The 24,668-nt window shown below is 55.0% G+C and carries 23 protein-coding genes; 12 read left to right on the top strand and 11 right to left on the bottom strand.

The window, feature by feature from the left end; all coding sequences use genetic code 11:
- Positions 1–122: 122 nt before the first annotated feature.
- Positions 123–1,151: a dienelactone hydrolase gene (locus KGP26_RS21695; RefSeq protein WP_223664603.1), complete on the top strand. Its 1,029-nt coding sequence runs from the start codon at positions 123–125 to the stop codon at positions 1,149–1,151.
- Here KGP26_RS21695 and KGP26_RS21700 read toward each other — a convergent pair.
- The gene (locus KGP26_RS21700; RefSeq protein WP_223664604.1) at positions 1,111–2,007 is read right to left on the bottom strand and encodes a LysR family transcriptional regulator; all 897 of its coding nucleotides are present in this window, start codon (positions 2,005–2,007) and stop codon (positions 1,111–1,113) included. The two genes, KGP26_RS21695 and KGP26_RS21700, sit on opposite strands and share 41 nt — an antisense overlap.
- A 106-nt stretch (positions 2,008–2,113) precedes the next feature.
- On the opposite strand from KGP26_RS21700, the gene KGP26_RS21705 reads away from it, so the two are divergent.
- Positions 2,114–3,493: an MFS transporter gene (locus tag KGP26_RS21705; RefSeq protein WP_223664605.1), complete on the top strand. Its 1,380-nt coding sequence runs from the start codon at positions 2,114–2,116 to the stop codon at positions 3,491–3,493.
- Complete coding sequence (locus KGP26_RS21710) at positions 3,493–3,873, top strand: DUF4440 domain-containing protein (RefSeq protein WP_223664606.1); 381 nt, start codon at positions 3,493–3,495, stop codon at positions 3,871–3,873. Before KGP26_RS21705 ends, KGP26_RS21710 begins: the two co-directional genes overlap by 1 nt.
- Before the next feature lie 192 nt (positions 3,874–4,065).
- Here KGP26_RS21710 and asr read toward each other — a convergent pair whose 3' ends face one another.
- Positions 4,066–4,536, bottom strand: coding sequence for an acid resistance repetitive basic protein Asr (gene asr, locus KGP26_RS21715; protein ID WP_021807631.1), 471 nt, complete (start codon positions 4,534–4,536; stop codon positions 4,066–4,068).
- 261 nt (positions 4,537–4,797) lie between these two features.
- On the opposite strand from asr, the gene KGP26_RS21720 reads away from it, so the two are divergent.
- Positions 4,798–5,106: a YqjD family protein gene (locus tag KGP26_RS21720; protein WP_021807630.1), complete on the top strand. Its 309-nt coding sequence runs from the start codon at positions 4,798–4,800 to the stop codon at positions 5,104–5,106.
- A gap of 66 nt (positions 5,107–5,172) precedes the next feature.
- Here KGP26_RS21720 and KGP26_RS21725 read toward each other — a convergent pair whose 3' ends face one another.
- Complete coding sequence (locus tag KGP26_RS21725) at positions 5,173–6,615, bottom strand: PLP-dependent aminotransferase family protein (RefSeq protein WP_223664607.1); 1,443 nt, start codon at positions 6,613–6,615, stop codon at positions 5,173–5,175.
- A gap of 99 nt (positions 6,616–6,714) precedes the next feature.
- Here KGP26_RS21725 and KGP26_RS21730 point away from each other — a divergent pair, with 99 nt between their 5' ends.
- The 5 genes from KGP26_RS21730 (at position 6,715) to nrdF (ending at position 11,153) form a co-directional block, all read left to right on the top strand.
- On the top strand, positions 6,715–7,146 hold the full coding sequence (locus tag KGP26_RS21730) for a carboxymuconolactone decarboxylase family protein (protein ID WP_024484824.1): 432 nt from the start codon (positions 6,715–6,717) through the stop codon (positions 7,144–7,146).
- Positions 7,147–7,412: 266 nt separating this feature from the next.
- The gene (gene nrdH, locus KGP26_RS21735) at positions 7,413–7,649 is read left to right on the top strand and encodes a glutaredoxin-like protein NrdH (protein ID WP_021807626.1); all 237 of its coding nucleotides are present in this window, start codon (positions 7,413–7,415) and stop codon (positions 7,647–7,649) included.
- An 8-nt stretch (positions 7,650–7,657) separates the two neighbouring features.
- Positions 7,658–8,059 carry a class Ib ribonucleoside-diphosphate reductase assembly flavoprotein NrdI gene (gene nrdI / locus KGP26_RS21740; RefSeq protein ID WP_021807625.1) on the top strand — a complete coding sequence of 134 codons (402 nt, stop codon included), beginning with the start codon at positions 7,658–7,660 and terminating at the stop codon, positions 8,057–8,059.
- On the top strand, positions 8,041–10,185 hold the full coding sequence (gene nrdE / locus KGP26_RS21745; protein WP_209555294.1) for a class 1b ribonucleoside-diphosphate reductase subunit alpha: 2,145 nt from the start codon (positions 8,041–8,043) through the stop codon (positions 10,183–10,185). The genes nrdI and nrdE overlap by 19 nt, the downstream gene beginning before the upstream one ends.
- An 8-nt stretch (positions 10,186–10,193) precedes the next feature.
- The gene (gene nrdF, locus KGP26_RS21750; RefSeq protein WP_223664608.1) at positions 10,194–11,153 is read left to right on the top strand and encodes a class 1b ribonucleoside-diphosphate reductase subunit beta; all 960 of its coding nucleotides are present in this window, start codon (positions 10,194–10,196) and stop codon (positions 11,151–11,153) included.
- Positions 11,154–11,200: 47 nt separating this feature from the next.
- Here nrdF and KGP26_RS21755 read toward each other — a convergent pair whose 3' ends face one another.
- Both KGP26_RS21755 and KGP26_RS21760 read right to left on the bottom strand, forming a co-directional pair.
- Positions 11,201–11,488, bottom strand: coding sequence for a type II toxin-antitoxin system RelE/ParE family toxin (locus KGP26_RS21755; RefSeq protein ID WP_021807622.1), 288 nt, complete (start codon positions 11,486–11,488; stop codon positions 11,201–11,203).
- Entirely contained in the window at positions 11,485–11,775 is a 291-nt protein-coding gene (locus KGP26_RS21760; protein WP_021807621.1) for a CopG family ribbon-helix-helix protein, read from the bottom strand. Before KGP26_RS21760 ends, KGP26_RS21755 begins: the two co-directional genes overlap by 4 nt.
- A gap of 365 nt (positions 11,776–12,140) precedes the next feature.
- Between KGP26_RS21760 and KGP26_RS21765 the strand changes: the two genes are divergently transcribed.
- The gene (locus KGP26_RS21765; protein WP_059199085.1) at positions 12,141–13,100 is read left to right on the top strand and encodes an IS110 family transposase; all 960 of its coding nucleotides are present in this window, start codon (positions 12,141–12,143) and stop codon (positions 13,098–13,100) included.
- 51 nt (positions 13,101–13,151) lie between these two features.
- Here KGP26_RS21765 and KGP26_RS21770 read toward each other — a convergent pair whose 3' ends face one another.
- Both KGP26_RS21770 and KGP26_RS21775 read right to left on the bottom strand, forming a co-directional pair.
- Entirely contained in the window at positions 13,152–14,243 is a 1,092-nt protein-coding gene (locus KGP26_RS21770) for an IS4 family transposase (protein WP_223664561.1), read from the bottom strand.
- 469 nt (positions 14,244–14,712) lie between these two features.
- Positions 14,713–16,065 carry a 2-hydroxycarboxylate transporter family protein gene (locus KGP26_RS21775; protein ID WP_223664609.1) on the bottom strand — a complete coding sequence of 451 codons (1,353 nt, stop codon included), beginning with the start codon at positions 16,063–16,065 and terminating at the stop codon, positions 14,713–14,715.
- A 292-nt stretch (positions 16,066–16,357) separates the two neighbouring features.
- On the opposite strand from KGP26_RS21775, the gene KGP26_RS21780 reads away from it, so the two are divergent.
- Both KGP26_RS21780 and KGP26_RS21785 read left to right on the top strand, forming a co-directional pair.
- A complete protein-coding gene (locus KGP26_RS21780) occupies positions 16,358–17,950 on the top strand; it encodes a sensor histidine kinase (RefSeq protein WP_218518985.1) in 1,593 nt (530 codons plus the stop codon).
- 17 nt (positions 17,951–17,967) lie between these two features.
- On the top strand, positions 17,968–18,654 hold the full coding sequence (locus KGP26_RS21785; RefSeq protein ID WP_223664610.1) for a response regulator: 687 nt from the start codon (positions 17,968–17,970) through the stop codon (positions 18,652–18,654).
- 128 nt (positions 18,655–18,782) lie between these two features.
- Here the strand turns inward: KGP26_RS21785 and ompL are convergent, their stop codons facing one another.
- From ompL to KGP26_RS21805, 4 genes are all read right to left on the bottom strand, one after another.
- Entirely contained in the window at positions 18,783–19,502 is a 720-nt protein-coding gene (ompL, locus tag KGP26_RS21790; protein ID WP_094981222.1) for a porin OmpL, read from the bottom strand.
- A gap of 104 nt (positions 19,503–19,606) precedes the next feature.
- Positions 19,607–21,043: an MFS transporter gene (locus tag KGP26_RS21795; RefSeq protein WP_021807616.1), complete on the bottom strand. Its 1,437-nt coding sequence runs from the start codon at positions 21,041–21,043 to the stop codon at positions 19,607–19,609.
- A gap of 85 nt (positions 21,044–21,128) precedes the next feature.
- Positions 21,129–22,526 (bottom strand): MFS transporter, encoded by a 1,398-nt coding sequence (locus tag KGP26_RS21800; protein WP_223664611.1) that lies wholly within the window; start codon positions 22,524–22,526, stop codon positions 21,129–21,131.
- 80 nt (positions 22,527–22,606) lie between these two features.
- Complete coding sequence (locus KGP26_RS21805) at positions 22,607–24,634, bottom strand: alpha-glucosidase (protein ID WP_094981225.1); 2,028 nt, start codon at positions 24,632–24,634, stop codon at positions 22,607–22,609.
- Between the last annotated feature and the right edge of the window lie 34 nt (positions 24,635–24,668).

Below are 24,668 nucleotides of genomic sequence, written 5' to 3' on the forward strand. Positions count from 1 at the left end.
GAACGCCCCAGTGTAGAGACCATAATCAGCTAAAACAATCGCTTAACGACCTGGATCGCGATCGAGGTCGCGCCAGGATAACGCGAATGCGATGGTCTGGTTTTCCCCTTGAAGGAGTCATCATGAAAAAGTTATGGATCTTGTGCCTGCTGTTTAGCAGTGTCGCCACCGCCGCGCCCTGGCAGGTTGCCAGCCGCCTGCAAACGTTTTATAACGGCGATCGCCCATTGGTTAGCCGTATCTATTATCCCACTCATGCCCAAGGCCAGCCGCAACAGGTTGGCGGCAGGCCGGTATTTGCAGGCATCCCTGCTCTGCCAGACGCCCCACCGGCAACCGGGCATTTTCCCTTGGTGATCATCAGCCACGGCAGCGGTGGCAACAATAGCAGCCAAGCCTGGCTGGCGAAGGCGTTGGTGGAACAAGGAATGATCGTGGTTGCAGCCAATCATCCGGGCAGTACCAGCGGTGATTCCATCCCGGCAAAATCGCTCGAACTGTGGCAACAAACGCGCGATATCTCGGCGCTGATCGACGCCATGCTCAAGGATGGCACATGGCAGCCGCGGATCAACGCACAGGCCATTGGTGTGGCAGGGCATTCCAAAGGGGGTTACAGCGCGATATCTGCAATTGGCGGCCAAGTCGCGTTAAAGGATTTTATCGCCGGTTGCCAGCGCCAACCTCGCTCGCCTAACTGCCTGTTTTATGCCGGTGTTAACAAAAACAGCATCTCTACCACCCAGTTTGACGCTAATTACACCGATGCCCGCATCCGCTTCGCCATCGCCCTGGACCCAGGCATGGTGCCCTATCTGCAACCGGCCAGCCTGCGCAAAATCAGCGCGCCGCTGCTGGTCATCGCCGCACAACGCTTTATGCCGGGCAGCGATCCGGAAAGTCTGGGAGCTGAGTCACTGGCAACGCACAGCGGGCAGCAGCCAATCAAGGCCGTCGTCTTGCCGGGCAGCAATCACTTCGATTTCTTACAGCTTTGTACCCCAGCCGCCCCAGAGATATTAGCGGAGGAAGGGGAAGCCTTTATCTGTGGATCGTCCCCCACCGAGCGTGAACGCGCCCACCAGCAAACCATCGCTGCCGTGCTGGCTTTTATTCAGCCGTGGCTATCCGCGCCCGCAGGAAATCGATAAACGCTCGGACCTTCTCAGGCACATGGCGCGTGTTGGGATAGAGTGCATAAATGCTCTGTACCGGGAACTGATGATCTGGCAGCAGGTGGCATAACTGCCCGTTGGCAATAACGGGCCGTACCAACCATTCTGGCAGCAGGGCCACCCCCGCACCTTGTAACGCGAAAGTCAGCAACGCGGTGGCGCTATCGGCCATCAGCCTGGCGTCATCTTCCACCCTGAACAACACCGCCTGACGTTCAGGGGTGAGCACTTGCCAACTCAGCGGCGAAGGGAGGCGGCTGTGGGCCAGCCAGGCAGCCTGAGCCAGTTGAGGCAATGATGCGATCGGCCACCGTGCAAGATAAGCCGGAGACGCTGCCGGCAAGATAGCGAAGTTATCGATCAGCGCCGCATGATGGTTGGAGTCCGCCAACTGACCCAGACGGATAGCCACGTCAAACCGCTCGGAAATCAGATCCGCGTGATAGGAAGAAGAAACGTGCTGAATGCGTAAGCGCGGATGCAACTGCGCGAAGGCGGCCAAGGCCGGAACCACAACCTGCGCACCATATTCCGGCGTGCTTGTGATGCGCAGAATGCCACTCAAGCCGTGATGATCGCGACGCACATCGTCGAGCAGGTACTCCGCATCTTGTAATAGCCGTTGGCAACGTGGATAAAAACGCTCGCCAGCATCGGTCAGTGACAGCCGCCGCGTACTGCGCACCAGCAATGAAACGCCTAGCTCGCTTTCCAACTGCTTGATGTTAAAGCTGACCACCGCCTTGGTTTGCCCCAGTGCCTCCGCCGCAGCGGTAAAACTGCCGGTGTCGACCACCGCCGCAAACATCGCTAATCTGGCTAAATTGAGCATCTTTCACCCACCCACTGTCAAAATATTTTTGACAGTGTAATCGCCCAGCGCCGATTTATCAGCCCTTTCCCGCCCGCTACACTGCACGCCTTCAACCGGAGGCTTCATGGCTTATCGCACTAAAGTGGCAATCGTCTATCTGCTCGGATTCTTTGTCGATCTGATCAACATGTTTATCGCCAACGTCGCCTACCCGGCGATCGGACACGCTTTGCAGGCCAACATCAGCCAACTGGCCTGGATCAGCAACGGTTACCTGCTTGGCCTGACGCTGGTGATCCCGCTCAGCGCCTGGCTAGCGCAACGCATTGGCGGGCGGCAGGTCTTTCTGCTGTCGTTGGTGCTGTTTATGCTGGCAACCACGGCGGCAGGCCGCGCTGGCTCGATCGAAGCACTGATCGGCTGGCGGGTGATACAAGGTATGGGCGGAGGGTTGCTGATCCCGATTGGCCAAACGCTCACCTATCAGCTGTTTCGCAGCCATGAACGTGCCGGGCTTTCTGCCGCCATCATGCTGGTGGGGCTGCTGGCTCCGGCGCTCTCCCCGGCATTGGGTGGCCTGATTGTCGATCATCTTGACTGGCGTTGGGTGTTTTACAGCAACCTGCCGCTGGCGGCACTGGCTTTGCTGTTGGCCGTTCTGTGGCTGCGTAACGAGCCTGCGGCCAGCGAGGTTAAGCGGCTGGACGTCACCGGGCTGATTAGCGCCTGCCTGGCACTTACCTTGATCCTGCTTGGCCTGACCCGTCTGAGCGACCCCCATTTGCTGTTGCAAGGCGCTAGCTTGCTGTTCGCTGGGCTCTTGGTGTTTGCTTACTACCTGCGGCACAGCCTGCGCCATCCACACCCGCTGCTGAACCTGCGGTTGGTGCGGGACCCACAATTGCGTATCGCCATGATCGTCTACCAGTGCATCCCTGGTCTGTTCATCGGCGTCAGCCTGGTGGCGATGCTGTACCTGCAAAACCAGCTGGGTATGTCGGCCACTCAGGTGGGCGGGCTGATGGTTCCCTGGTCACTGGCCTCTTTCGCTGCTATCACCCTGACCGGCAAGGTTTTCAACCGTTGCGGCCCGCGCCCGCTGTTTATTGCCGGTTGCGCTTTGCAAGGCCTGGGGATGCTGGCCTTATCGCAGATCGGAGATGCCGGGCAGCATGGCTGGCAAATCTTCGCGTTTGCCTTGATGGGGCTGGGTGGCAGCCTATGTAGCAGCACGGCACAAAGCTGCGCCTTTCTCACCATTGCCGACACCCAGTTGGCCGATGCCAGCGCCCTATGGAATATCAACCGCCAGTTGAGCTTTTGCTTTGGCGTTACCCTGCTCAGCCTGTTGCTCAATCTGTTGCTCGGCCATATGGAGGCGCTCATGGCCTATCGTTACTGTTTTTATCTCGCCGCAGCCAGTACGCTGTTCCCGATGCTGCTGTGCCTGCGTATTACCAACCGCGCCATCGTGCGCCATCTCAACGCTGAACAGGGATCCTGATGAATCGTTATTTTACCGAAGTGATTGACGCCCATGTGGCTATCGCCGACTGGCTGGGAAAAGGGGCTGGAGAACGGCAACCGCTCTTGGCGCGGTTTCAGGCAGATTTTTGCATGATTGCCCTAAACGGCAGCAAGCTGGGGTCCAACGAACTGGAGGGATTTTTCCAGGCGCATCGGGCTGCAAAGCCGGGGCTGGAGATTGCGATCGAAGAAATGAAGATGGTCGCAGAATGGCCAACGGGGGCCGTAGTCAACTATCGCGAGAAGCAAACGCTGCCAGGCCAACCTGCGACCTTGCGTTATTCTACCGTGGTCTTTACCCAAAGCGCAGACGGGCTACGCTGGCTGCACCTGCACGAAACGCCTATCGGGCAATAATTACAGGAAGCTGCTGGCCAGGAACAATTGCCAGGCAACCACCAGACCACATAGCGTGACGGCACTGAAGATCACTTCAAACAGGTAGCGGTTCATCATGATGACCTCACCTCAAAAGAAGACACCCGGAAAACCGGGTGTCAGAGTATTCAGCAGAGGAGGCGGAACCTTTGACGGCTCCGCTATCTTCACTTATTTAGCTGCAGGAGCTGCGGCTTTCTTGCTTGATTTGTGGTGTTTTTTAGCAGCCTGGGCTTTCTGAGCGGGTTTGGCTGCGGCTTTTTGGTGCTTTTTAGCAGCCTGAGCTTTCTGAGCTACTGGAGCTTTGGTCGCGGCAGCTTTGTGGTGTTTTTTAGCGGCCTGAGCTTTTTGAGCGGGTTTGGTGGCGGCTTTGTGATGCTTTTTGGCAGCCTGAGCCTTCTGAGCTACTGGCGCTTTTTTGCTGTGCTTTTTAGCGGCCTGAGCTTTCTGCTCTGGTGCTTTTTTGGTGGCTTTCTTGTGTTCTTTCTTGTGGTGAGTCGCTTTAGCTGGAGCTTTCTCAGCCGCAGGAGCCGCAGTAGTAGGAGCCGCAGTAGGTGCCGGTGCAGCCGCAGTATCAGCAGCGAAAGCAACAGAAGACAGGCCCATGGTGGCAGCAACGATCAGCGCTAATACTTTTTTCATCTTTAAATCCTCAGATTGTGTTTTTCGGTAAGCCCGGTTGGGCCGTTGAGGAGATAATAGAGGAATCAATTCGCCGTTTCCGTGAGTGATTGGTTTCGCTGAGTAACCAAATGTACAGAGCTTGTCGCCAGGCCCTTAGGCGGGGATAAGCCCCGAAAAAAGCTTCGTTTTTCGCGGGGATAGCCATTAATTTTCGTGATCGCCAGCACACTTCTCAAAATGGTCTACACTTAAAGGACATGTGTCGTAACGGAGAGTCGAATGTTTAACAAGACAGAGAAAGTAGAACGAGACATCGATCAGGACGTGAACCTGCTGGCCGATACGCTGGATGAAGTATTACGTGACTCCAGCAGCAAGACCAAAGAAGAACTGCATGAACTGCACAGTAAGGCAAAAGGGATATTACGCGATGCCCGTGCACGCTTCAGCGGTTCCAGCAGCCTGACACAACATGCTCGCGACGTAGCCGGCAATGCCGATAGCTATGTACGAGAAAAACCTTGGCAGGGCGTAGGCATCGGTGCCGCTGTTGGTATCGTCCTCGGCGTCTTGCTTGCACGGCGTTAACCCATGTAGCTGGTTTTAACCATAAAAACAGATGTGCGTCTGGCCCACGGTTTTCCGTGGGCCGCTTTATTTTCCGCCCTCGATAATCGCCGCCAGCCGGTCCACCGCGCGCTCCGCTTCGCTATAGCTGGTGAAGTTGCCAAAGCCCATCAATAGACCATTATCGGCAGGCGAAGACATCTGCCAATCCGACAATGCCTGTATCGACAATCCCTGTTGCCAGGCTCTCTTTGCCAGCTCACTGTCATTGAGCCCAGCTTGCAAATGCGCCAACATCTGGATGCCCCCGGCCTGCGGTGCCACCGTCAAATAGTCTGCAAGCCGCTGTGTCAGGGCCTGCGCCAACCATGCGCGCCGCTGGCGATACAGCAACCGCATGCGCTTCAGATGGCGGTAAAAATGCCCGCCGTTGATAAAATCGGCCACTCCGGCTTGCAGTAACGGTGGGCAACCGCAGCCTCGCAGCTGGCTACAGCGCTCAAAAGCCGCCGTCTGCTCTGCGGGCACCACCAGATAGGCCATGCGTAACGCCGGAAACAGGGTTTTGCTGAAGGTCCCGGCGTACAGCACCCGCCCCTGACGATCGAGGCTTTTTAACGGCGGCAAAGGTTTGCCGTAGTAGCGGCATTCGCTGTCGTAATCGTCTTCGATGATCCATGCCGAGTGACGGGTTGCCCAATCCAGCAGCGCCATACGCCTGGCCAGGCTGAGGGTAACGCCCAGTGGGCTTTGGTGAGTCGGCGTCAGCACCGCCATGCGGGCGTCTGGCCGGGTGGCAATACCGGCGTCAATATCCATCCCTTTCTCATCAACCGGCACTGGGACAATTTGCATGCCGGCGGCGCTAAACAGCGGCTGGGTAACCGGATAACCAGGGTCCTCCAGCCAGACCGCCTCTCCCGGTTTCAACAACGCGTTGATCACCAGCTCTAGCAAAGCCTGATAACCCGCACAGATAAATACCTGTTCCGGCCGACAGACGATGCCACGGGAAAGGTGCAGGTAATGCACGATTGCCTCGCGCAGTTCCGGCAGGCCATTAGGTGGTGGGTGTGCCAGTGAGGCTATCGTGGTGCCACGCAGTTGCCGGGCAACGATGCGCTGCCATACCGCCCGTGGGAAGGCATCCAGCGCGGGCAGGCCAAGCTGGAAGGGTTGAGTCGGCCCGGCGGGATGAGACTGAAATGCGGAGGGCGCCGGAGTCGCCAAGGGGGGTACCGCTGACAGCTTGGGGCGCTCAGGCATTTTCAGCAACTGGGAGGAAACATAGGTTCCCGCCTGGCCCCGGCTTTGCAGAAAACCTTCAGCCACCAGCGCAGCATAGGCATTCTCAACCGTCGCACGTGCTATCCCCAAATCGCTTGCCAAGCCGCGTACCGAAGGTAAACGGCTGTTAGCCACCAGGGTTCCCTGCACGATCGCGTCTTTGATCCGCAGATAGATCTGTCGGTATAGGGGCTCGGCCAGTTGGGGATCCAGCCGTAGGGCAGCAAAAATAGGGCGTGTCATGGCCTGGTTAAATAATCATTTTATGGCTCTATAGCATAGACCATATCGCGGCTAAAGTAGCGCCATACATTGGTTACGTCATTAATCCGAGGTTTGAACATGATCAAGCAACGTTTGCAGTACGCCGAACTGTCACCGGCCCCTTATAAAGCCATGGTGAGCGCATTGGGCGGGCTAGAGAAAGGCCCGCTGGATAAAGCGATCATTGAGCTGATGTTTATGCGCGTTTCGCAGATCAACGGCTGCGCTTTTTGCCTGGATATGCACGGCAAAGCGCTGCGTGCAGGGGGAGCGAGCCACGCCAAGCTGGATACGTTGGCGGGCTGGCGCGTCAGCCATGAATTCAGCGAGGCAGAACGTGCCGCGTTGGAATGGGCCGAAGCGGTCACCCTGATTGCGGCAACCGGCGCACCGGACAGTGCCTTTGACGCCCTGAAAGCCCATTTCAGCGATGCCGAAATCAGCGATCTGACCTTTGCCATCAGCATTATGAACGCCTTTAACCGCCTGGCAGTCAGCATGCGGCAGTAATTTTGCTGGCCGGGGCAACCCGGCCTGCTCGATCCTCATCGCAAAAAATATTTCCCCACCGCTTTTCCAGCCTCGGCGCGGCCTGCGCACCAAAAACCGAAAAACACCACATATGGTGATGTTGATAATATAAATATCCACATATAGTATTCATTCATCAACGCAGGGGGAAACGCTTGGGTTGGTGACGCCGTCAGAAACGCCCTATCATGCTCAACTTTCTGACTTATCCGCCTTTCCTTCAATACAAAAGGTAAATGCGAATCATGAGTATTATTATTTACACCAAACCAGATTGTGTCCAGTGCAATGCCACCTACCGTGCCCTGGATAGACAAGGGATCGACTATCGCGTGGTCGATCTGACTCAGGATCAGCAGGCGATGAACCACGTTAAATCACTGGGCTATCAACAGGTTCCGGTGATTATCGCCGGTGACGATCACTGGTCTGGTTTCCGCCCGGACAAGATCGGCGCGTTAGCCAACGCCCTAACCTCCTGAGGTGTGCCATGGATCCGCTGGTCTACTTCTCCAGCAGTTCGGAGAACACCCACAGATTCGTTGAGAAGCTGGCACTGCCCGCGATACGCATCCCGATCGCGGGCAGTAAAAAAGTACTGATGGAGCACCCTTATATCCTGATCGTGCCCAGTTACGGCGGCGGCAGCAGCGTCGGTGCCGTACCGATCCAGGTGATCCGTTTTCTCAATGATCCGCAGAATCGCGGTTACCTGCGCGGTGTGATTGCCGCAGGTAACACCAATTTCGGCGCCGCGTATGGCATCGCCGGTGACATCATCGCCAAAAAATGCCAGGTACCGGTGCTTTATCGATTTGAGCTACTCGGCACCACACAAGACGTCGCAATCGTTCAACAGGGAGTCACCGCATTTTGGCAACGACAGAACTGACCAGGTCCGCCAGCGCCACGCTGGATTACCATTCGCTCAACGCGATGCTCAACCTTTATGACGCCGAAGGGCGCATCCAGTTCGATAAGGATCGGCTGGCCGCCAGGCAATACTTTTTGCAGCACGTGAACCAAAACACCGTGTTCTTCCACAATCTGGCGGAGAAATTGCGCTATCTGGTGGATGAGGGATATTACGAAGCAGCGGTGCTGGAGCAGTATGAGTTCGCCTTTATCAAGCAGCTGTTCCAACAGGCCTATGCCAGGAAATTCCGCTTCGAGACCTTCCTCGGCGCCTTCAAATATTACACCAGCTATACGCTGAAAACCTTCGATGGCCAGCGCTATCTGGAACGCTATGAAGACCGGGTGTGCATGGTTGCGTTACGGCTGGCGGCGGGTGATACCGCTCTGGCGCAGGATCTGGTGGAAGAGATCATCTCCGGGCGCTTCCAACCCGCAACCCCCACTTTCCTCAACTGCGGCAAACAGCAGCGCGGCGAGCTGGTTTCCTGCTTCCTGCTGCGTATTGAAGACAATATGGAGTCGATTGGCCGCGCGGTGAATTCGGCGCTGCAACTCTCCAAACGCGGCGGCGGTGTGGCCTTTCTGCTGAGCAATATCCGCGAGGTTGGTGCGCCAATCAAGCGCATTGAGAACCAGTCCTCCGGGGTGATCCCGATAATGAAAATGCTGGAGGATGCCTTCTCTTACGCCAATCAACTGGGAGCACGTCAAGGCGCTGGGGCTGTGTATCTGCACGCCCATCACCCAGACATTCTGCGTTTCCTGGATACCAAGCGGGAAAATGCCGACGAAAAAATCCGCATCAAAACCCTGTCGCTGGGGGTGGTGATCCCGGATATCACCTTCGAGCTGGCAAAAAATAACGAAGAGATGTACCTGTTCTCTCCCTATGATGTGCAACAGGTGTACGGCGTACCGCTGTCTGAGATCAGCGTCAGCGAAAAATACCGTGAGATGGTGGATGACAAACGCATCCGCAAATCCCGCATCAACGCCCGTGAATTTTTCCAACTGCTGGCGGAGATCCAGTTCGAATCCGGCTATCCGTACATGATGTTTGAAGATACGGTCAACCGCAGCAATCCGATCGCCGGGCGCATCAATATGAGCAACCTGTGCTCGGAGATCCTGCAGGTTAACAGCGCCAGCCGGTACCATCAGGACCTGAGCTATGCCGAGATCGGCAAAGATATCTCCTGCAACCTGGGTTCGCTGAACATTGCCAAAGTCATGGATGCGCCAGACTTCGGTAAGGCGGTGGAAACCGCGATCTACGGGCTGACGGCGGTAGCGGATATGAGCGATATCGGCTCGGTGCCGTCTATCGCCGCCGGGAATCAGGCAACACATGCCATCGGCCTGGGCCAGATGAACCTGCACGGCTATCTGGCGCGCGAACGCATCTTCTACGGTTCGGACGAAGGCATCGACTTCACCAATATCTACTTCTACACCGTGACCTACCACGCCCTGCTCGCCTCCAACCGGCTGGCAATAGGACGCGGCAGCAGTTTTGCCGGTTTCGAGAACTCCACCTACGCCAGCGGGGAGTATTTCAGCAAATACATCGAGCAGGAGTGGCAGCCAAAAACCGCGCGGGTACGCGAACTGTTTGCCAACGCCAATATCGCCATACCTGGGCGTGAGGAATGGTTGGCACTGCGCGCTGCGGTGATGATGCACGGGCTGTATAACCAGAACCTGCAGGCGGTGCCGCCTACCGGCTCCATCTCCTACATCAATAACTCAACCTCCAGCATCCATCCGATCGTCTCACGCATCGAGATCCGCAAGGAGGGCAAGATTGGCCGGGTCTATTACCCAGCCCCCTACATGACCAACGACAACCTGGAGTATTACCAGGACGCCTACGAAATTGGCCCGGAAAAGATTATCGATACCTACGCCGCCGCCACGCAGCATGTGGATCAGGGGCTGTCGCTGACGCTGTTCTTCCGCGATACCGCCACTACCCGCGACATTAACCGCGCGCAAATCTACGCCTGGCGTAAAGGCATCAAGACCATTTATTACATCCGTCTGCGCCAGATGGCGTTGGAAGGCACCGAGGTGCAGGGCTGCGTGTCCTGCGCGCTGTGAGGAAGATTATGACAATGCAACGAGTGCAGGCCATCAACTGGAACAAGATTCATGACGACAAGGATCTGGAGGTGTGGAACCGGCTGACCAGCAACTTCTGGCTACCGGAAAAGGTGCCGTTGTCGAACGATATTCCATCCTGGGCTACGCTGACCGCCAAGGAACAACAGCTCACCATCCGCGTATTTACCGGGCTGACGCTGCTGGATACCATCCAGAATACCGTTGGCGCACCGGCGCTGATCGCCGATTCTATTACCCCGCACGAGGAGGCGGTGTATTCCAACATCAGCTTTATGGAGGCGGTACACGCCCGTTCCTACAGTTCGATATTCTCCACCCTGTGCCAAACCCGGGATGTTGACGAGGCTTACCGTTGGAGCGAGGAAAACGCCACGCTACAGAAAAAGGCCAGCATCATTCTGACGCACTATCGCAGCGACGATCCGCTGTTGAAAAAGGTCGCCAGCGTGTTTCTGGAGTCGTTCCTGTTCTATTCCGGCTTTTACCTACCCATGTACTGGTCGAGCCGGGCCAAGTTGACCAACACCGCCGATCTGATCCGCCTGATCATTCGCGATGAAGCGGTGCATGGCTACTATATTGGCTACAAGTTTCAGAAAGGCCTGGAGCAGGCCAGCCCGGCCCGCCGCCAGCAGGTGAAGAACTTTGCCTTCGATTTGCTGCAGGATCTCTACGACAACGAGGTGCGTTATACCGAAGAGCTCTACGACGGGGTGGGCTGGACGGAAGAAGTCAAAACCTTCCTGCACTATAACGCCAACAAGGCGCTGATGAATCTGGGCTACGAGGCGTTGTTCCCACCGGCAATGGCACAAGTAGACCCGGCAATCCTGTCGGCGCTGTCACCCAACGCCGATGAGAACCACGATTTCTTCTCCGGCTCCGGCTCTTCCTATGTGATGGGCAAAGCGGTGAATACCGAAGATGAGGACTGGGAATTCTGAGCCTGATAGGGAACAGGATGCTGCGCCTCTAGCTAAAACCTCAACAATTAATAACCCAGTTCCTTCTGGCTACGGATGGCCAGAACAAATACCGTATCAATATCGGGCACGTACTTATAAAGCGCCAAATATCCTCGCGTTTGCTGGCCAATAATCAACTCACGCGTTCCTGAGCCAAGTGGCCTGCCAATCAACGGATTATGTTCCAGTACCGTAATCGCCTGGATAATCTCCTGAATTCGCTGCCCGGTATCGGCTACCTCATAATGCGCCAAATGGTCGAGAATACGCTCGATATCATCCCTGACCTCTGGCGCCAACTCGATTTTGGTCATCGCCCCCCCAGTTTTTTCGCTACAGGCTGGGTGGCCGTGCTATTTCCGGCTACATAGCTTTCCAGATAACCGCGCATATCGTCCCAGGAAATGGTCTCACCCGTGGCGATAATGTTGGCATAACGCTGTTCCGCCTGTTCCTCGAAATCGCGACGTAACTCTTCCCGCTGAGTTTTTTCCGTAATAGCCTGCAGAATAAAACTGTGAGAACTCACGCCAACCTTGTCTGCTGCGGCCGCGACGCGAGCTTTAAGTTCTTCAGGCAGGCGGATGGTGGTGGTTGACATGGTCAAACCTCGGCGATGACAAAAAATGTAGCTCAATTGTGCTACACCACTCTTGAATACTCAATAGCTATGGTTGTTTTTTCATCAGCAAGAGTCACTTAACCTCACCGCTAGCCCCCTCACCCTAACCCTAACCCTTATGTCTTGATCTTCTCCGCCTTAGCGGAGAAGATCCCCGACTGATCATCGGGAGATAGCCGGTGAGCTCCCCCTAACCCTAGTGCCTATGAGCCCGTGGGAGAGATTGTGCCCCGGCTGTCTATTTCCCTGTCGCCTTGTAGACCGAACGGTATCCTGTGCCTATGAGCACCTACATATAAGGATGGTCCGGCGATAAATTTCAGACATGGTTATGGAGTGCCATAATGCGTAGAACCCCTGTCGGCGTTGATATCGCTAAACACAAATTTGATGTCGCCGTACTGCTGGACAATCAGAAGTATAAAACCAAAAAGTTTGCCAATACCCCTTCTGGATGCCGCGAGTTCGCAGCCTGGTTGAGCCGCTTTGGCGACTGTCATGTCTGTATGGAAGCCACCGGGAGCTACAGCACGGAACTGGCCACTTATCTGGCAGACAACAACTACCACGTCAGTCTGATGAACCCGGCGTGTATCCATTCCTTCGGCAATACAGAACTGGCCCGGAACAAAACGGACAAAAGCGATGCAGCGATGATAGCCCGCTACTGCGCACTGCATCAGCCTGCCCCGTGGTTCCCAGCCCCGTTGAGCGAGCGCCAGTTGACCGCGTTGGTCAGGCATCTTAAGAACCTGGAAGAGATGCGTCAGATGGAAGAAAATCGCCTGGAGGTGGCCGAAGCAGTCATCGTCCCTTCACTCAATGAGCACATCGCCACGTTGGATGAACTGATACGAGAAACGAAAAAGAAAATCAGTCAGCACATCGATGATAACCCTGACCTGAAACGGGACAGCGAGTTGCTAAAAAGTATCCCTGGAGTGGGAGAGATGCTGAGCTCCAGCCTGCTGGCCTTCGCAGGAAACCTGCGTCGGTTCACCAGCAGCAAGGCCCTGGTAGCGTACGCAGGACTGAATCCACAGCGATGTGAGTCGGGGATGTTTAAAGGGAAAAGCCGGTTATCGAAAGTGGGGCACGGTGAGCTGCGAAGTGCGTTATACATGCCCGCGGTAGTGGCAGGCCAATACAATGTTGTGGTTAAAGACTTAACAGAAAGGCTAAAGTTGCGTGGGAAGTCGGGCAAAGAAAGAGTGTGTGCGGCGATGCGAAAGTTGCTGCAACTGGCCTATGGTGTGGTGAAATCAGGAAAGACATTTAATGCGGAAATACCGCTTGCCGGATAGCCGACAAGACGGTATCTCTCCCACAGGGCTGAGTGATCCCCAGTAATATGGTCAACATCCCATGACCATATTACTGTACTCCTTTCCTAATATTTTCAGCGCATTAACTATTTTTATCCTTCTCACTATTATGGGGCGGTCTCGTAATATCTCCCAGGCAAGCCTCAGATATGACAGGACTCTCCTGTCTTTCACCGTATTGGCCTGATAATGGCGATGGAGTTGTTTCTTTTCTGCCATATACCCCGTCAGCCACATCACCAGGCTCGCCATGGCCGCCACTACACTCAGCACCTCCAGGCGTCCTTTACCCTGACTCCGCCCATACCTCATCCCATACCCGAAGCGGTGACTCTTTTCATCGCGGAAGTTTTGCTCTATCTGCATCCGACGGCTATAGAGTGTCATTATCTGAGCGGGCTCCAGACCTTCCACGTTGCTGAACAGTAGCCACGGTTCCTGCGCGCTTTTTCTATGTTCTTTTTCTGTTTTTGACTCAGTCCCTTTTCCATGCCGCCCTGCCGATGGACGCTTTTGCAGATAAAGGCTGCCACCGCAAGGGAGTTTGGGTTTACGCGCAAGCACACCATTGCCGACTTTCCGGGGGCTGGCTTCTGCCTGAAGTTCACTGACTTTCATCCAGTGTTTGCTTCCTTCAGGACGGAAGCAGATAACACCTTTGACCCTGCCCGTAAAAAACCAACCCAGTTGGCTTATATGCCTGAACCAGTCAGTTCTGAAGCCTGCATCCGTGATTATCGTGACGGACTTTCCAGCGGGAATGGCCGCGTGCAGGCGGTCAAGGAAGGCGCACTGTACCTGACTGTTTTGTGCCAGTTTGGCAGGCACGACTTCGCTCATCAGCGGCAGTGAACGGCCATTACAGATCAAGCTGGCTCGCAACAAGTGCCAGTTTTTGTCGTGCCATCCAGTCCAGTCGACAGCAATAACGCAGAACGGCATCAATGATGTGATAGCACCGGTAAGCAGTTGCTGGATGCGAGGCAGGTCGCGATGAAGAGCGGTATTACCGAGGGTTCGATCGGCTCGCTTGATTTTATTTTTGACGTGGGCCTTACCTGGAAGCATGCGGCCGATGCTGGTTAGCGTCAGGTCAGCGCCGTTGCAGAGTGCAGCGGCCATATCTGTAAGTCCCTTAATACGAAAGGAATGGATACCACGTAAAGACGCGGAGAAAAATTTCTGGCAAACTGTTTGTAAAGGCACGATGAGGTCTCTTCTGTTTTGTTAGCGCAACCAGTAGATCACACTTCATCGTGCCTTTCATTTTTTTCTGGGGATACCTCAGCCCACAGGGAGAGGGGACTGAACGAGCCACATTTCAACTACTATGTTCTACTTATACATCAACAAATTACAGATTAACTCCTCAAGATCGGTATGAAAGTACCAGGACCTATCATGTACATTAGTCGACCCACCTTCGCTGAGATATTCGCCTATCTCCCTGTGGGAAAGGGTTGGGGTGAGGTACGGTGATCGATCATGGACTTTAGTTGACTCACCTTCGCTGAGATTTTCGCCTATCTCCCAACAGAGCAGGGGCTTTCAGCTCCCTCTCCCTGTGGGAGAGGGTTGGGGTGAGGGGTCATCAATAGAAATGCGACAGCACCAGCAGCGCCAGCGAGACGTTAATCGCTCCGCCGATGCGCGTTGCGATTTGGGCGAAGGGCATCAGTGACATCCGGTTGCCCGCCGTCAGTATCGCAACGTCACCGGTTCCGCCTTGTCCACTCTGGCAGCAGGAAACAATGGCCACGTCGATCGGATGCATACCAATCTTCTTGCCAACCAGGAAACCGGTGGCCACCAGCGTGCTTACCGTGGCCACGATCACAATCAGGTTCTGTACGGTGAAGGCATCGACCAGCTCTTGCCACGGCGTAATAGCAACCCCTACGGCAAACAGGATCGGATAGGTCACGGCGGTGCGGAAGAATTTATACACCACCTGCGATCCTTGCTGAATACGTGGCGAAACGCCGTGTGCCAGCTTCACCGCCACCGCGGCAAACAGCATTCCTACCGGGGCCGGCAAGCCGATCAGCCGGTGTAACAACATGCCCACCATATACAGCAGGATAGCCAGCAGCGCGCCACAGGCGATAGTGGCAACATCCACGTTACCGCTCAGTTTCTCGGTTGCCGCGACCTCGCTATCACCCTGCTTGCTCGGCATCAGGCTGCCTTCGCCGGTAAGGTGCGGATAGCGTTTCCCCACTTGGTTCAGCAGGCCAGCAATCACGATCGCCGTCAGGCTGCCCAACATCACGATCGGCAGGATACGCCCCAAGGCTACGCCCTGCTCCATATGCAAAATGGCGGCATAGCCCATCGACAATGGGATCGCCCCTTCCCCCACGCCACCGGCCATGATCGGCAGGATCAGGAAGAAGAAGATCTGGAACGGATCCAGGCCCAACGCCATACCCACCGCCATCCCGACCAGCATACCGGCAACCTCACCGCACAACATCGGCACAAAGATACGCAGGAAGCCCTGGATCAGCACCTGGCGGTTCATGCTCATAATGCTGCCGACGATGATGCAGCAGATGTAGAGATAAAGAATATTGGTCGACTTGTAGAATTTGGTGGTGGATTCAACCACCACGTCCGGCAGCAAACCATAGTGCACCAGTGCGGAAGGTATAAAGGTGGCGCAGATGGCGGCAGCCCCCATTTTCCCCACCAGCGGCAGACGCTTGCCAAACTCACCGCAGGCAAAGCCGAAGAACGCCAGCGTCGCCACCATCACCACGATATCGCTGGGTAATTTCCCTGCCAGGCAATCGAGCAGGATCAGCACTCCTGCAAGCACGAAGAAGGGCAGCGGTATAATTCCTATTTTGTAATTATCCAGAATATGCCACCACTTTTCGCGCAGCGGAATATCGGCAGTTTTATCTTTGGTAACGAGGTAGGAATCATCGGTTGTGCTCATAATCTGGCCTCTTATTGTTTGTTCGGCCATCATAGAGAAACGCTTGGAGTCACCGCTGTGATTTTGTTCAAAATAAACAAGGGTTTTTAATGGGGATTATGGTTTCTATGGTGTTAATACGATTTATGTAAAATAACCTGTGGAGTTAATGGGTTTAATAATAGGTTTGTTTTCATTCCTCCTTACAATAAAGCCGTGCCGATGCTCACAACTTGATCTTGGGCAATATTACTTCAAGGGCGACTCATGATAGGGTAGTCACCCAAACGGACACCAGGACTCGCGGCAAACCATGCACATCAAACTCTCTTTTCATATCAAGCTGTTCCTGTGCCTGGTCGCCTTTTCCTGCGTGTTGCTGACGCTGATCGGTGTTTACACTTACTACAAACTGGATGCGCAGTTGCACCGGGATCTGGGTGCCCGTGCCCAAGTGCAGGCACGTGAGATTGCGCTGATCCCCTCCCTGGTCACCGCAGTTGAAAATAACGACACGCAATATATCGCTACACTGATGAAAAAAATCCGCGCCAGCAGCGATGCCAGCTATATTGTGATCGGCGATAGCCATACCATTCACCTTTACCATTCCGAACACGCCGACCGTTTGGGCACCCCCATGGTGGGGGGCGATAATAAAGAAGTGCTGGAAGGCAAAAGCATTATCTCGATCCGCAATGGGGGGATCGGTATTTCATTACGCAGCAAGGCACCGATTGTGGATGACAATAACCGGGTGATCGGTATTGTTTCCGTCGGGTATCTTAAATCCCATATCGACAGTTTAAATGCCCATACGCTGACCCAGATCGTGGCCTCGATCGTTTTGCTATTGATGGCACTGTTTATCTTTTCCTGGCTATTATCGAAAAACCTGAAACGCCAGATGTTTTCATTAGAGCCGAAAGAGATCGCGCTGCTGGTGCGCCAGCAAAAAGCCCTGCTGGAAGCTATCTATGAAGGGGTGATCGCCATAGATCCGCAACTGCGCATCATCACCATTAACCACGCCGCGCGTGAACTGCTGGACCTGCGCCAACCGGCCAATAATCTGTTGGGCCAGCATATCGGTGAGATCATCCAGTCGCAGCCCGATTTCTTTGCCGCTACGCAGCTGGGGCACGACACCCATGACGAGGTGTGCCGTTTCAACCATGTGCGAGTCATTGCCAGCCGGGTGCGGATCATGCAGGAAGATGAGCTACAGGGTTGGGTGATCAGCTTTCGCGACAAGAACGACATCAACACCCTCAGCAGCCAGCTTAGCCAGGTAAAACGCTATGCTGACAACCTGCGCATCATGCGCCACGAACAGCTGAACTGGACGGCCACGCTCGCTGGCTTGCTGCATATGCAACGTTATGACGAAGCCGTCCGCTATGTGGAGGCCCAGTCGGAAGGTGCGCAGGAGATCCTCGATTTCATTTCCCAGCGCTTTAGCTCCGCCGCGTTGTGTGGCCTGCTGTTGGGCAAATACTCCAGCGCACGGGAAAAAGGCATTGAACTCCGCTTCGACCCCGCCTGCCAGCTGCGCCAAATCCCCGCCGTGCTGAATGAAACCGAGCTGATGTCGATTATTGGCAACCTGCTGGATAATGCGTTCGATGCTACGCTGCGTTGCGCAGCGCCGCACGAAGCGGTAGAACTCTATATCAATGACAGCAGCAACGAGCTGGTGATCGAAGTGGCCGATCGCGGCACCGGGATTGCACCGCAGGTTCGTGATACGCTGTTTGAACAAGGCGTAACAACCAAAGATAAGGGCGACCACGGTATCGGCCTGCACCTGGTGGCCAGCCACGTCGCTCAGGCACATGGCAGCATCGAAGTGTCGGACAACGATCCGCACGGCGCCATTTTCTCGCTGTTTATCCCCAAAGCTTAAGCACCCGGATCCGACCTATGCAACCTGAGACACTGGACGTTCTGATCGTGGAAGACGAGCCGCAACTGGCTACGCTACACGCCGAATTTCTTGAGAAACATTTCAACCTGCGGGTGGTGGCCTATGCCGCGACCCTGGCGGAAGCCAGAGCAAAAGTGAATGCTCACCAGCCCCGGTTGATCCTGCTGGACAACTTTCTGCCGGACGGCCAGGGGATTGCGCTAATGGAAGAAGCCGCGGTGAAAAAGCCCGGCTGCTCGGTGATTTTTATCACCGCCGCCAGCGATATGAATACCTGTAGCCAGGCGATCCGCAACGGGGCCTTCGACTACATCATCAAACCGGTATCCTATAAGCGGCTGCGCAATTCGCTGGAACGCTTTATGCAGTTTGTGCAGACCCAACGCACCTTCAAGGTCATCGACCAGAGCAACGTTGATGCGCTATATAACCTGCAGTCCAAGCAGTTTTCCAACGAACCCAGCGCCAAAGGGATTGAAACCATCACCCTGGAGTTGGTGCAGGCGTTGTTCATCGAGCAGCCAGAGGTAGCCCACGCGGTGGAAGACGTGGTGGCACACGCCGGCATTAGCAAAACCACCGCACGCCGCTATCTGGAATACTGCGTAGCAACCCAGTTTGTGCACGTTGAAATGCTCTACGGCAATATCGGTCATCCTCGTCGTCTATACCGCAAGGCTTAGGCTGACATCTGCCTGTCATATTGCGGGGTTATGCTGATTCACAGATATCCCCTTCGATATCGGCATCAATGTTACATTCAGCTCTTTTTACCCGGCCAAGACTTGGCCGGGTTTTTTATTGGTGTGGCTTAAAAGGTATACCGCAACCCTACGCGGATACGATACTGCTCCTTATTATAATCGTTCCAGCGGTCCAACCATTGCAGCTCCAGATAGGGCATCCAATGGGTATCGATTTTATAGCTGAACTTATTGGTGATCTCCCAATGGTGACTCTTGCCATTCTTACTGTGGAAATCGTTAACCCGGATAAAGTAATGTGGCTCGAAGGTATAATTTAACTCATCGCTGAGCTTGAAGTTCCAGTAGTTTGCAATTTCATGGGTATCATTACGCGCCGGGTTGCCGTTAAAGTCGATGGAATCATAATTATTATGGTTATAGCGATAACGCACGGTCAGGTTGAAAAACGGCAGGAATTTATAGTTGTTGTCCAGATAGATAGCACCGCCAGAACCCGCACTACTCGAGTTGACCAGCCCGCCGGGAGACACCGTCCATTTATCCGTTGGCCGGAACAATGGATACCAACCCTCCAGCTCGTTATAGCTGTGCTTAAGCTGATCAAACTTGCCAATGTTATAGGCGTTGGTGGCCATCACACCGGCTCCACCATCAAAATTATAGCCGCCGCGCAGGATGATTTCGTTTAATTCCGAGGCGGTATTATAAGCCTCACGAGTTTCCAGATAGGCGCGTCCGGCCTGAGCGCTGGCTGAGGCAAACAACGCCGCCACCAGCAGTATCGTCTTGGTTTTATTGCTGCTAGAACCCCAGAAAGTAGACATGGTTAAATTTCCTTGTGACATTGTTCCTGATAAAAGCATGCAGAAATCCCGCCGTCATGCCGTTAGGCATGACAGCTGTGCGTTATTATTGGTAATGCTGTGGCTTAGACTTCTTTGATTATTGCCGTATTGATTGCCGGATGAGGCTCGGCCTGTTGGTCGCGGTTTCCTTTTTTGTGATTAATCTCGGTGATGATTTGCATAAATAGCTGCTCATTCAACTTATAGAAAAACCCCATCATGACGGCGGCAACCATCGCCAATACGCAGGGATAAATAAAGATTAACTCGCGCAGGCCTTTCAGCACCGAGGCAGACTGCTCAACATTCGGTATGTAGCCGATCTGCGTCAGCATAATGCCCGGTAACAATCCGGCTAGCGCGGCGGAGATCTTGCGTGAAAAGGTATAGCCGGTATACACCGAGCCTTCCGCGCGGATGCCGGTTTTCCATTCGCCGTAATCAACGGTATCGGGCACCAGCGCCCAGTTCAGGCTGTTGACGAAGGCCGTGCCGAAGAAGGCCATGCAGGAGAACGCTACGAAAGAGAGCGAGCTGTCGCCCCAGGCGTAGTTACACAGATCTCCCAGGCACCACAGCAACAGGCCACCCAGGTAGACCCGCTTTTTACCAAAACGCTTCACTGCCGCTGGCACCATCAGCACGCCAATCAAAATGCAGCCCATGCTGAAAAAGCCCATATAGGACAGCAAATGGATATCGTGCAATACGTATTGGGTGTAATAGACCTGGATCGCCAACTTGATATTAAACGCTGCCAGCGTACACAGGTTGGCGATGCACAGCACCAGCAACGGCGGGTTCTGGAAAATGGCGCGGAAGGATTTGAAGATGCCAGGTTTATGATGCGCCGGTACCACATCAACATAGCGCTCTTTGACCCCGGCATGGCACCACCACATGCAAAACACACCACAGGTCGCAAACACCACTGCGGCAACCAGATAGCCTATCTCCGGGCGTGAAGTGAACAACATCTGGATCGGGACAAAGCCCACGGTGCATAACAGCAGCCCCAGCGTTGCACCTCCCTGCCGCCAAGCGGCAAGGTGCGCACGCTCCTGCGGGTTTTTGGTGATGGCTGGCACCATCGCCCCATAGGAGCAGTTCATCAGGCTGTAGAACAAGCCGAACAGCATAAACAGTACGGTGGCCAGGACGGTTTTGGTATTCAGGCTGAACCCGCTATTGAGGAAGTTGGCCACGGCCAGCAAGGCTACTGGCAGCGAGGCATAGAAGATAAACGGCCTGAACTTGCCCTTGGCACCGATATTACGCCGGGAATCCAGCAGCACGCCGGTCAGCATATCGGTGAAGGCGGTGAAGAATTTGGCGATCAAGAAGATCACGCCGCCGTAGATGGCGGGTAATCCCAGAATATCGGTATAGAACTTCAGCAAATACAGGGTACCGATACACAGCATCAGGTTGGAACCGAAGTCCCCCATGCCGTAGGCGAACTTTTCGCGCAGCGGCAACCGCAGCGTAACGGGATCTTGGTAGGATAAAGAGTTGGCCATCTGGCAGATCCTTATTATTGTCTTACACCCTGCGTCTTTCTTGTTACAAGGGCGAATACATTCGCCCCGATTAACACCTGGCTGCTTATAGCGCCGGGCTTGGTACCCGCTTGCGCTCTTCCAGCTCACCGACGATCTTGAGGTAGTTCTTCTCCGTCAGGTGATAGAACAGCCCCATGGTCAATGCGGTCAGCACGGCCAGGCCACAGGGATAGAGGAAGATCAGCTGCCGTAAGCCTTCCAGCGTGCCAGGCCCCTGCGCCACGTTGGGAACATAGCCGATATAGGCCAGCATCACGCCAGGGAAGAAGCCTGCCAGCCCTTGGGAAACCTTGCGAAAGAAGGTAAAGCCGGTATAAACCGTGCCTTCCGAACGCACGCCGGTTTTCCACTCACCGTATTCCACGGTGTCCGACACCAGCGCCCAGTTGAGGCTGTTGACGAAGGCCGTACCGAAGAACGCCAGGCAGGAGAACAACACAAACAGCGTGGAGGTATTGCCCCACATATAGTTCATGGCATCGCCCAGGATCCACAGCGACAGGCCACCCAGATAGACGTTTTTCTTGCCAAAGCGTTTCACCACCGTCGGAACCAGCAGTACCCCAAGCAGGATGCAGCCCATGCTGAAGAAACCCATATAGGACAGCAGGGTGATATCGTTGAGGACGTATTGGGTGTAGTAGATCTGGATCGCCAGCTTGATGTTGAAGCCCGCCAGCGTGCATAGGTTGGCCACGCACAGCACAAACAGCGGTTTGTTACCGGCGATGGCCTTGAAGGACTGCAACAGACCCGGCTTGGGTGCGCCCGGTTTCGGGATCTCGACATAACGCTCTTTGACACCGGAATAGCACCACCACATGCACAGCATACCGACAAAGGCGAAGATCGCCGCCCCTACCAGATAACCCACCTGTGGGCGCCCATCAAACAGCGACAGGATCGGCACAAACGCCACGGTACACAGCAACAGACCCACCGTCGCCCCACCCTGCCGCCAGGCGGCCAGTTGCGCACGTTCCTGCGGGTTTTTAGTCATCGCTGGCACCATCGCGCCGTAGGAACAGTTCATCATGCTGAAGAACAGCCCGAACGCCATAAAGATCAGTGTGGCGATCACCGTTTTAATCGTGACATCAAACGAGGCGCCCACGCCGATAAAGTTGGCCACCACCAGTAACGCCACCGGCATTGAGGCATAAAGAATAAATGGCCGGAACTTGCCTTTGGGGCCAATATTGCGCCGGGAATCGAGCATCAGCCCGGTGCCCATGTCGGTAAAGGCGGTAAAAAAACGCGAGATGAGAAAGATCAGCCCGCCCCACGCGGCGGGGATCCCCAACACGTCGGTATAGAATTTCAGCAGATACAGCGTGCCGACACACAACAGCAGGTTGGAACCGACATCGCCCATGCCATAGGCGAATTTCTCGCGCAGGGGCAATATCAGCTTCACCGGATCCTGGTTAGCTTCACTCATGGTGATTCTCCTTGGAAAACACCTATTCCCAGAGATAGCCGCCCTTGCCGGTTGGGCAACGGGCGGCTGACAGTTGGTGATTACAGCGTGCGTAACGAGGCAAACAACTCCGCCCACTCGCTATCCGCCCGATAGAATACCGGCGGTTGGCCCATTGGGGCTGCTATCGTCACCTCTGCCCCTCCGCTATGCCGCTCACCGGTCCACAGGTTGATCCAGCTATCCTGCGGCAAGTAGAGCGTCCAGTCGGTGCGCCCTTCTTCATGCACCGGGGCCACCAGCAGATCGCGGCCAAACAGGTATTGGTATTTCAGGCTGTAGGTGTGAGCATCGTCTTCATAATGCAGGAACAGCGGGCGCATCACCGGTAAGCCGGACTGCGCATTGAGCGCCACCGCCTGCTTGATGTACGGCTTGAGGGAGGTGAAGACCTGGCTCATGCGGGCAAACTGGCGGATGGTTTCCACATCATGATCGAACTGCCAGTTATCATCTGGGCGGTTACCTTCATGGGTACGCATCATCGGCGTGAAAGCGCAGAACTCGCACCAGCGCATCAGCAGTTCTTTACTGCGTTTCATCTCAAACAGCGTGGTGTAACCGCCGATATCGCTGTGGTGCAGACCGTGGCCGGTCATCGCCAGCGACAGTGCCGCCGGGATCACCGAAGCCAGGCCGTCGTCCAGGCTCCAGTCCACGTTCTGATCGCCCGCCCACATCATCACCGAATACTTCTGGCTGCCGGTGTAGCCCGCGCGCATAAAGAACAGGATCTCGCCCAGCTTGCCGCATTCTTCCAGCGCGTCGTAGTTGCACTTGGCCCACAGCGCCGGCCAGGCGTTATGCATGATTTCCGCATCGATGCCGTTATGCAAAACGGTATCGGTCGGCAGATATTCGCCAAAGTCCGCCATCCAGCCGTCGAGGCCAAACTCGATCAGGTTCTTTTTGATGACGTTCTTGTACCAGTCATAAGCTTCAGGCTTGGTGAGATCGACTACGCCAGCATAGAACTCGCCAAATTCGACCTGGTAGTCTTTGCCGTCGTAATCCTTGGTCAGATAGCCTTTTTCTGCCGCCTCGGCATACAGCTCTTTCTCGATGGCCACGTAAGGGTTGATGTACCCCAGAAAATGTACCCCCTCCTTCTTCCACTGCGGGATGCGCTTATCCAGTTCCGGGTACAGCTCGCTGTCCCAGCGCCAGTTCCACATCAGGCGTTTGCCAAAAGAGGTGATCCGCCGTCCTTCCCAGTCCTGCGCCCAGATCCCGCTAACCTTGACACCGTGCTCGCGCATCACGTCCAGCTTCTGTTGGCAGACCTCGGTGCCGCCCTGAATGCCCAGGATGACGCCGTCATACACCCAGTCCGGCAGTTCCGGCTGGCGGCCAAGCAACGCGGTCAGCTTTTCCAACAGGCTGATGTAGCTGTCGGCGCAGTCAAAGCGCAACACCGCCTGATCCTGCCAGATCGCCAGTTCATGGAACTCTGGGGCAGAAAAATCGAAGTTCATGTAGCAGCTGTTTTCTACGTGGCAGTAATATTTCTGGCTGCTGACAAACGTCGGCTGCGGGAAGAAGGTCCAGTAGTAATCACCACCGGCGTTTTCCTGGCAGTCTGCCTGCCAGGTAACGTAGGTCTGCTTGTTACGCCCAACCCCCTGCTCGCTGGTCCATAACGGGAAAGGTTTGCCGCGCAGGTCGAAATAGGAAAACTGTTCGCCGCAGCCATAAACGTGATCTTGCTGCTGGGCAGCCAGGCGCAACCACATTCGGTTGTTCTGCTCGTCGCTGTTGCGCAGCTGCATTTCCAACCGCCCTTGCGCATCGGTAGTGATTGCCAGCGTGCACTGGGCCACATCGCCCCGGCTAAAGCGGATCAGCCAGCCTTTGCCCTGCGGGACAATCTGGGTTTCGGTCAGCGCCAGTTTTTCACTGAGCTGGTCTTTGATGCTGAAGTTGCCGCGGAACATCTCGATATCCGCCTTGCCGCGCCCAATCCACAGGCACGGAGCCGCAGCCGTGTGTTGTATCAGCACACGCTGCTGAAAGGTCAACGTAAATCCACCTGCGTGTTGCGTAAGTTCCAAGCCTTGCTGAGAAACCATGATCCATTCTCCAAAAGGTTAAATGCCGTATTGT

The sequence above is a fragment of the Serratia sp. JSRIV002 genome (assembly GCF_019968725.1).
Lineage (GTDB): Bacteria > Pseudomonadota > Gammaproteobacteria > Enterobacterales > Enterobacteriaceae > Chania > Chania fonticola_B.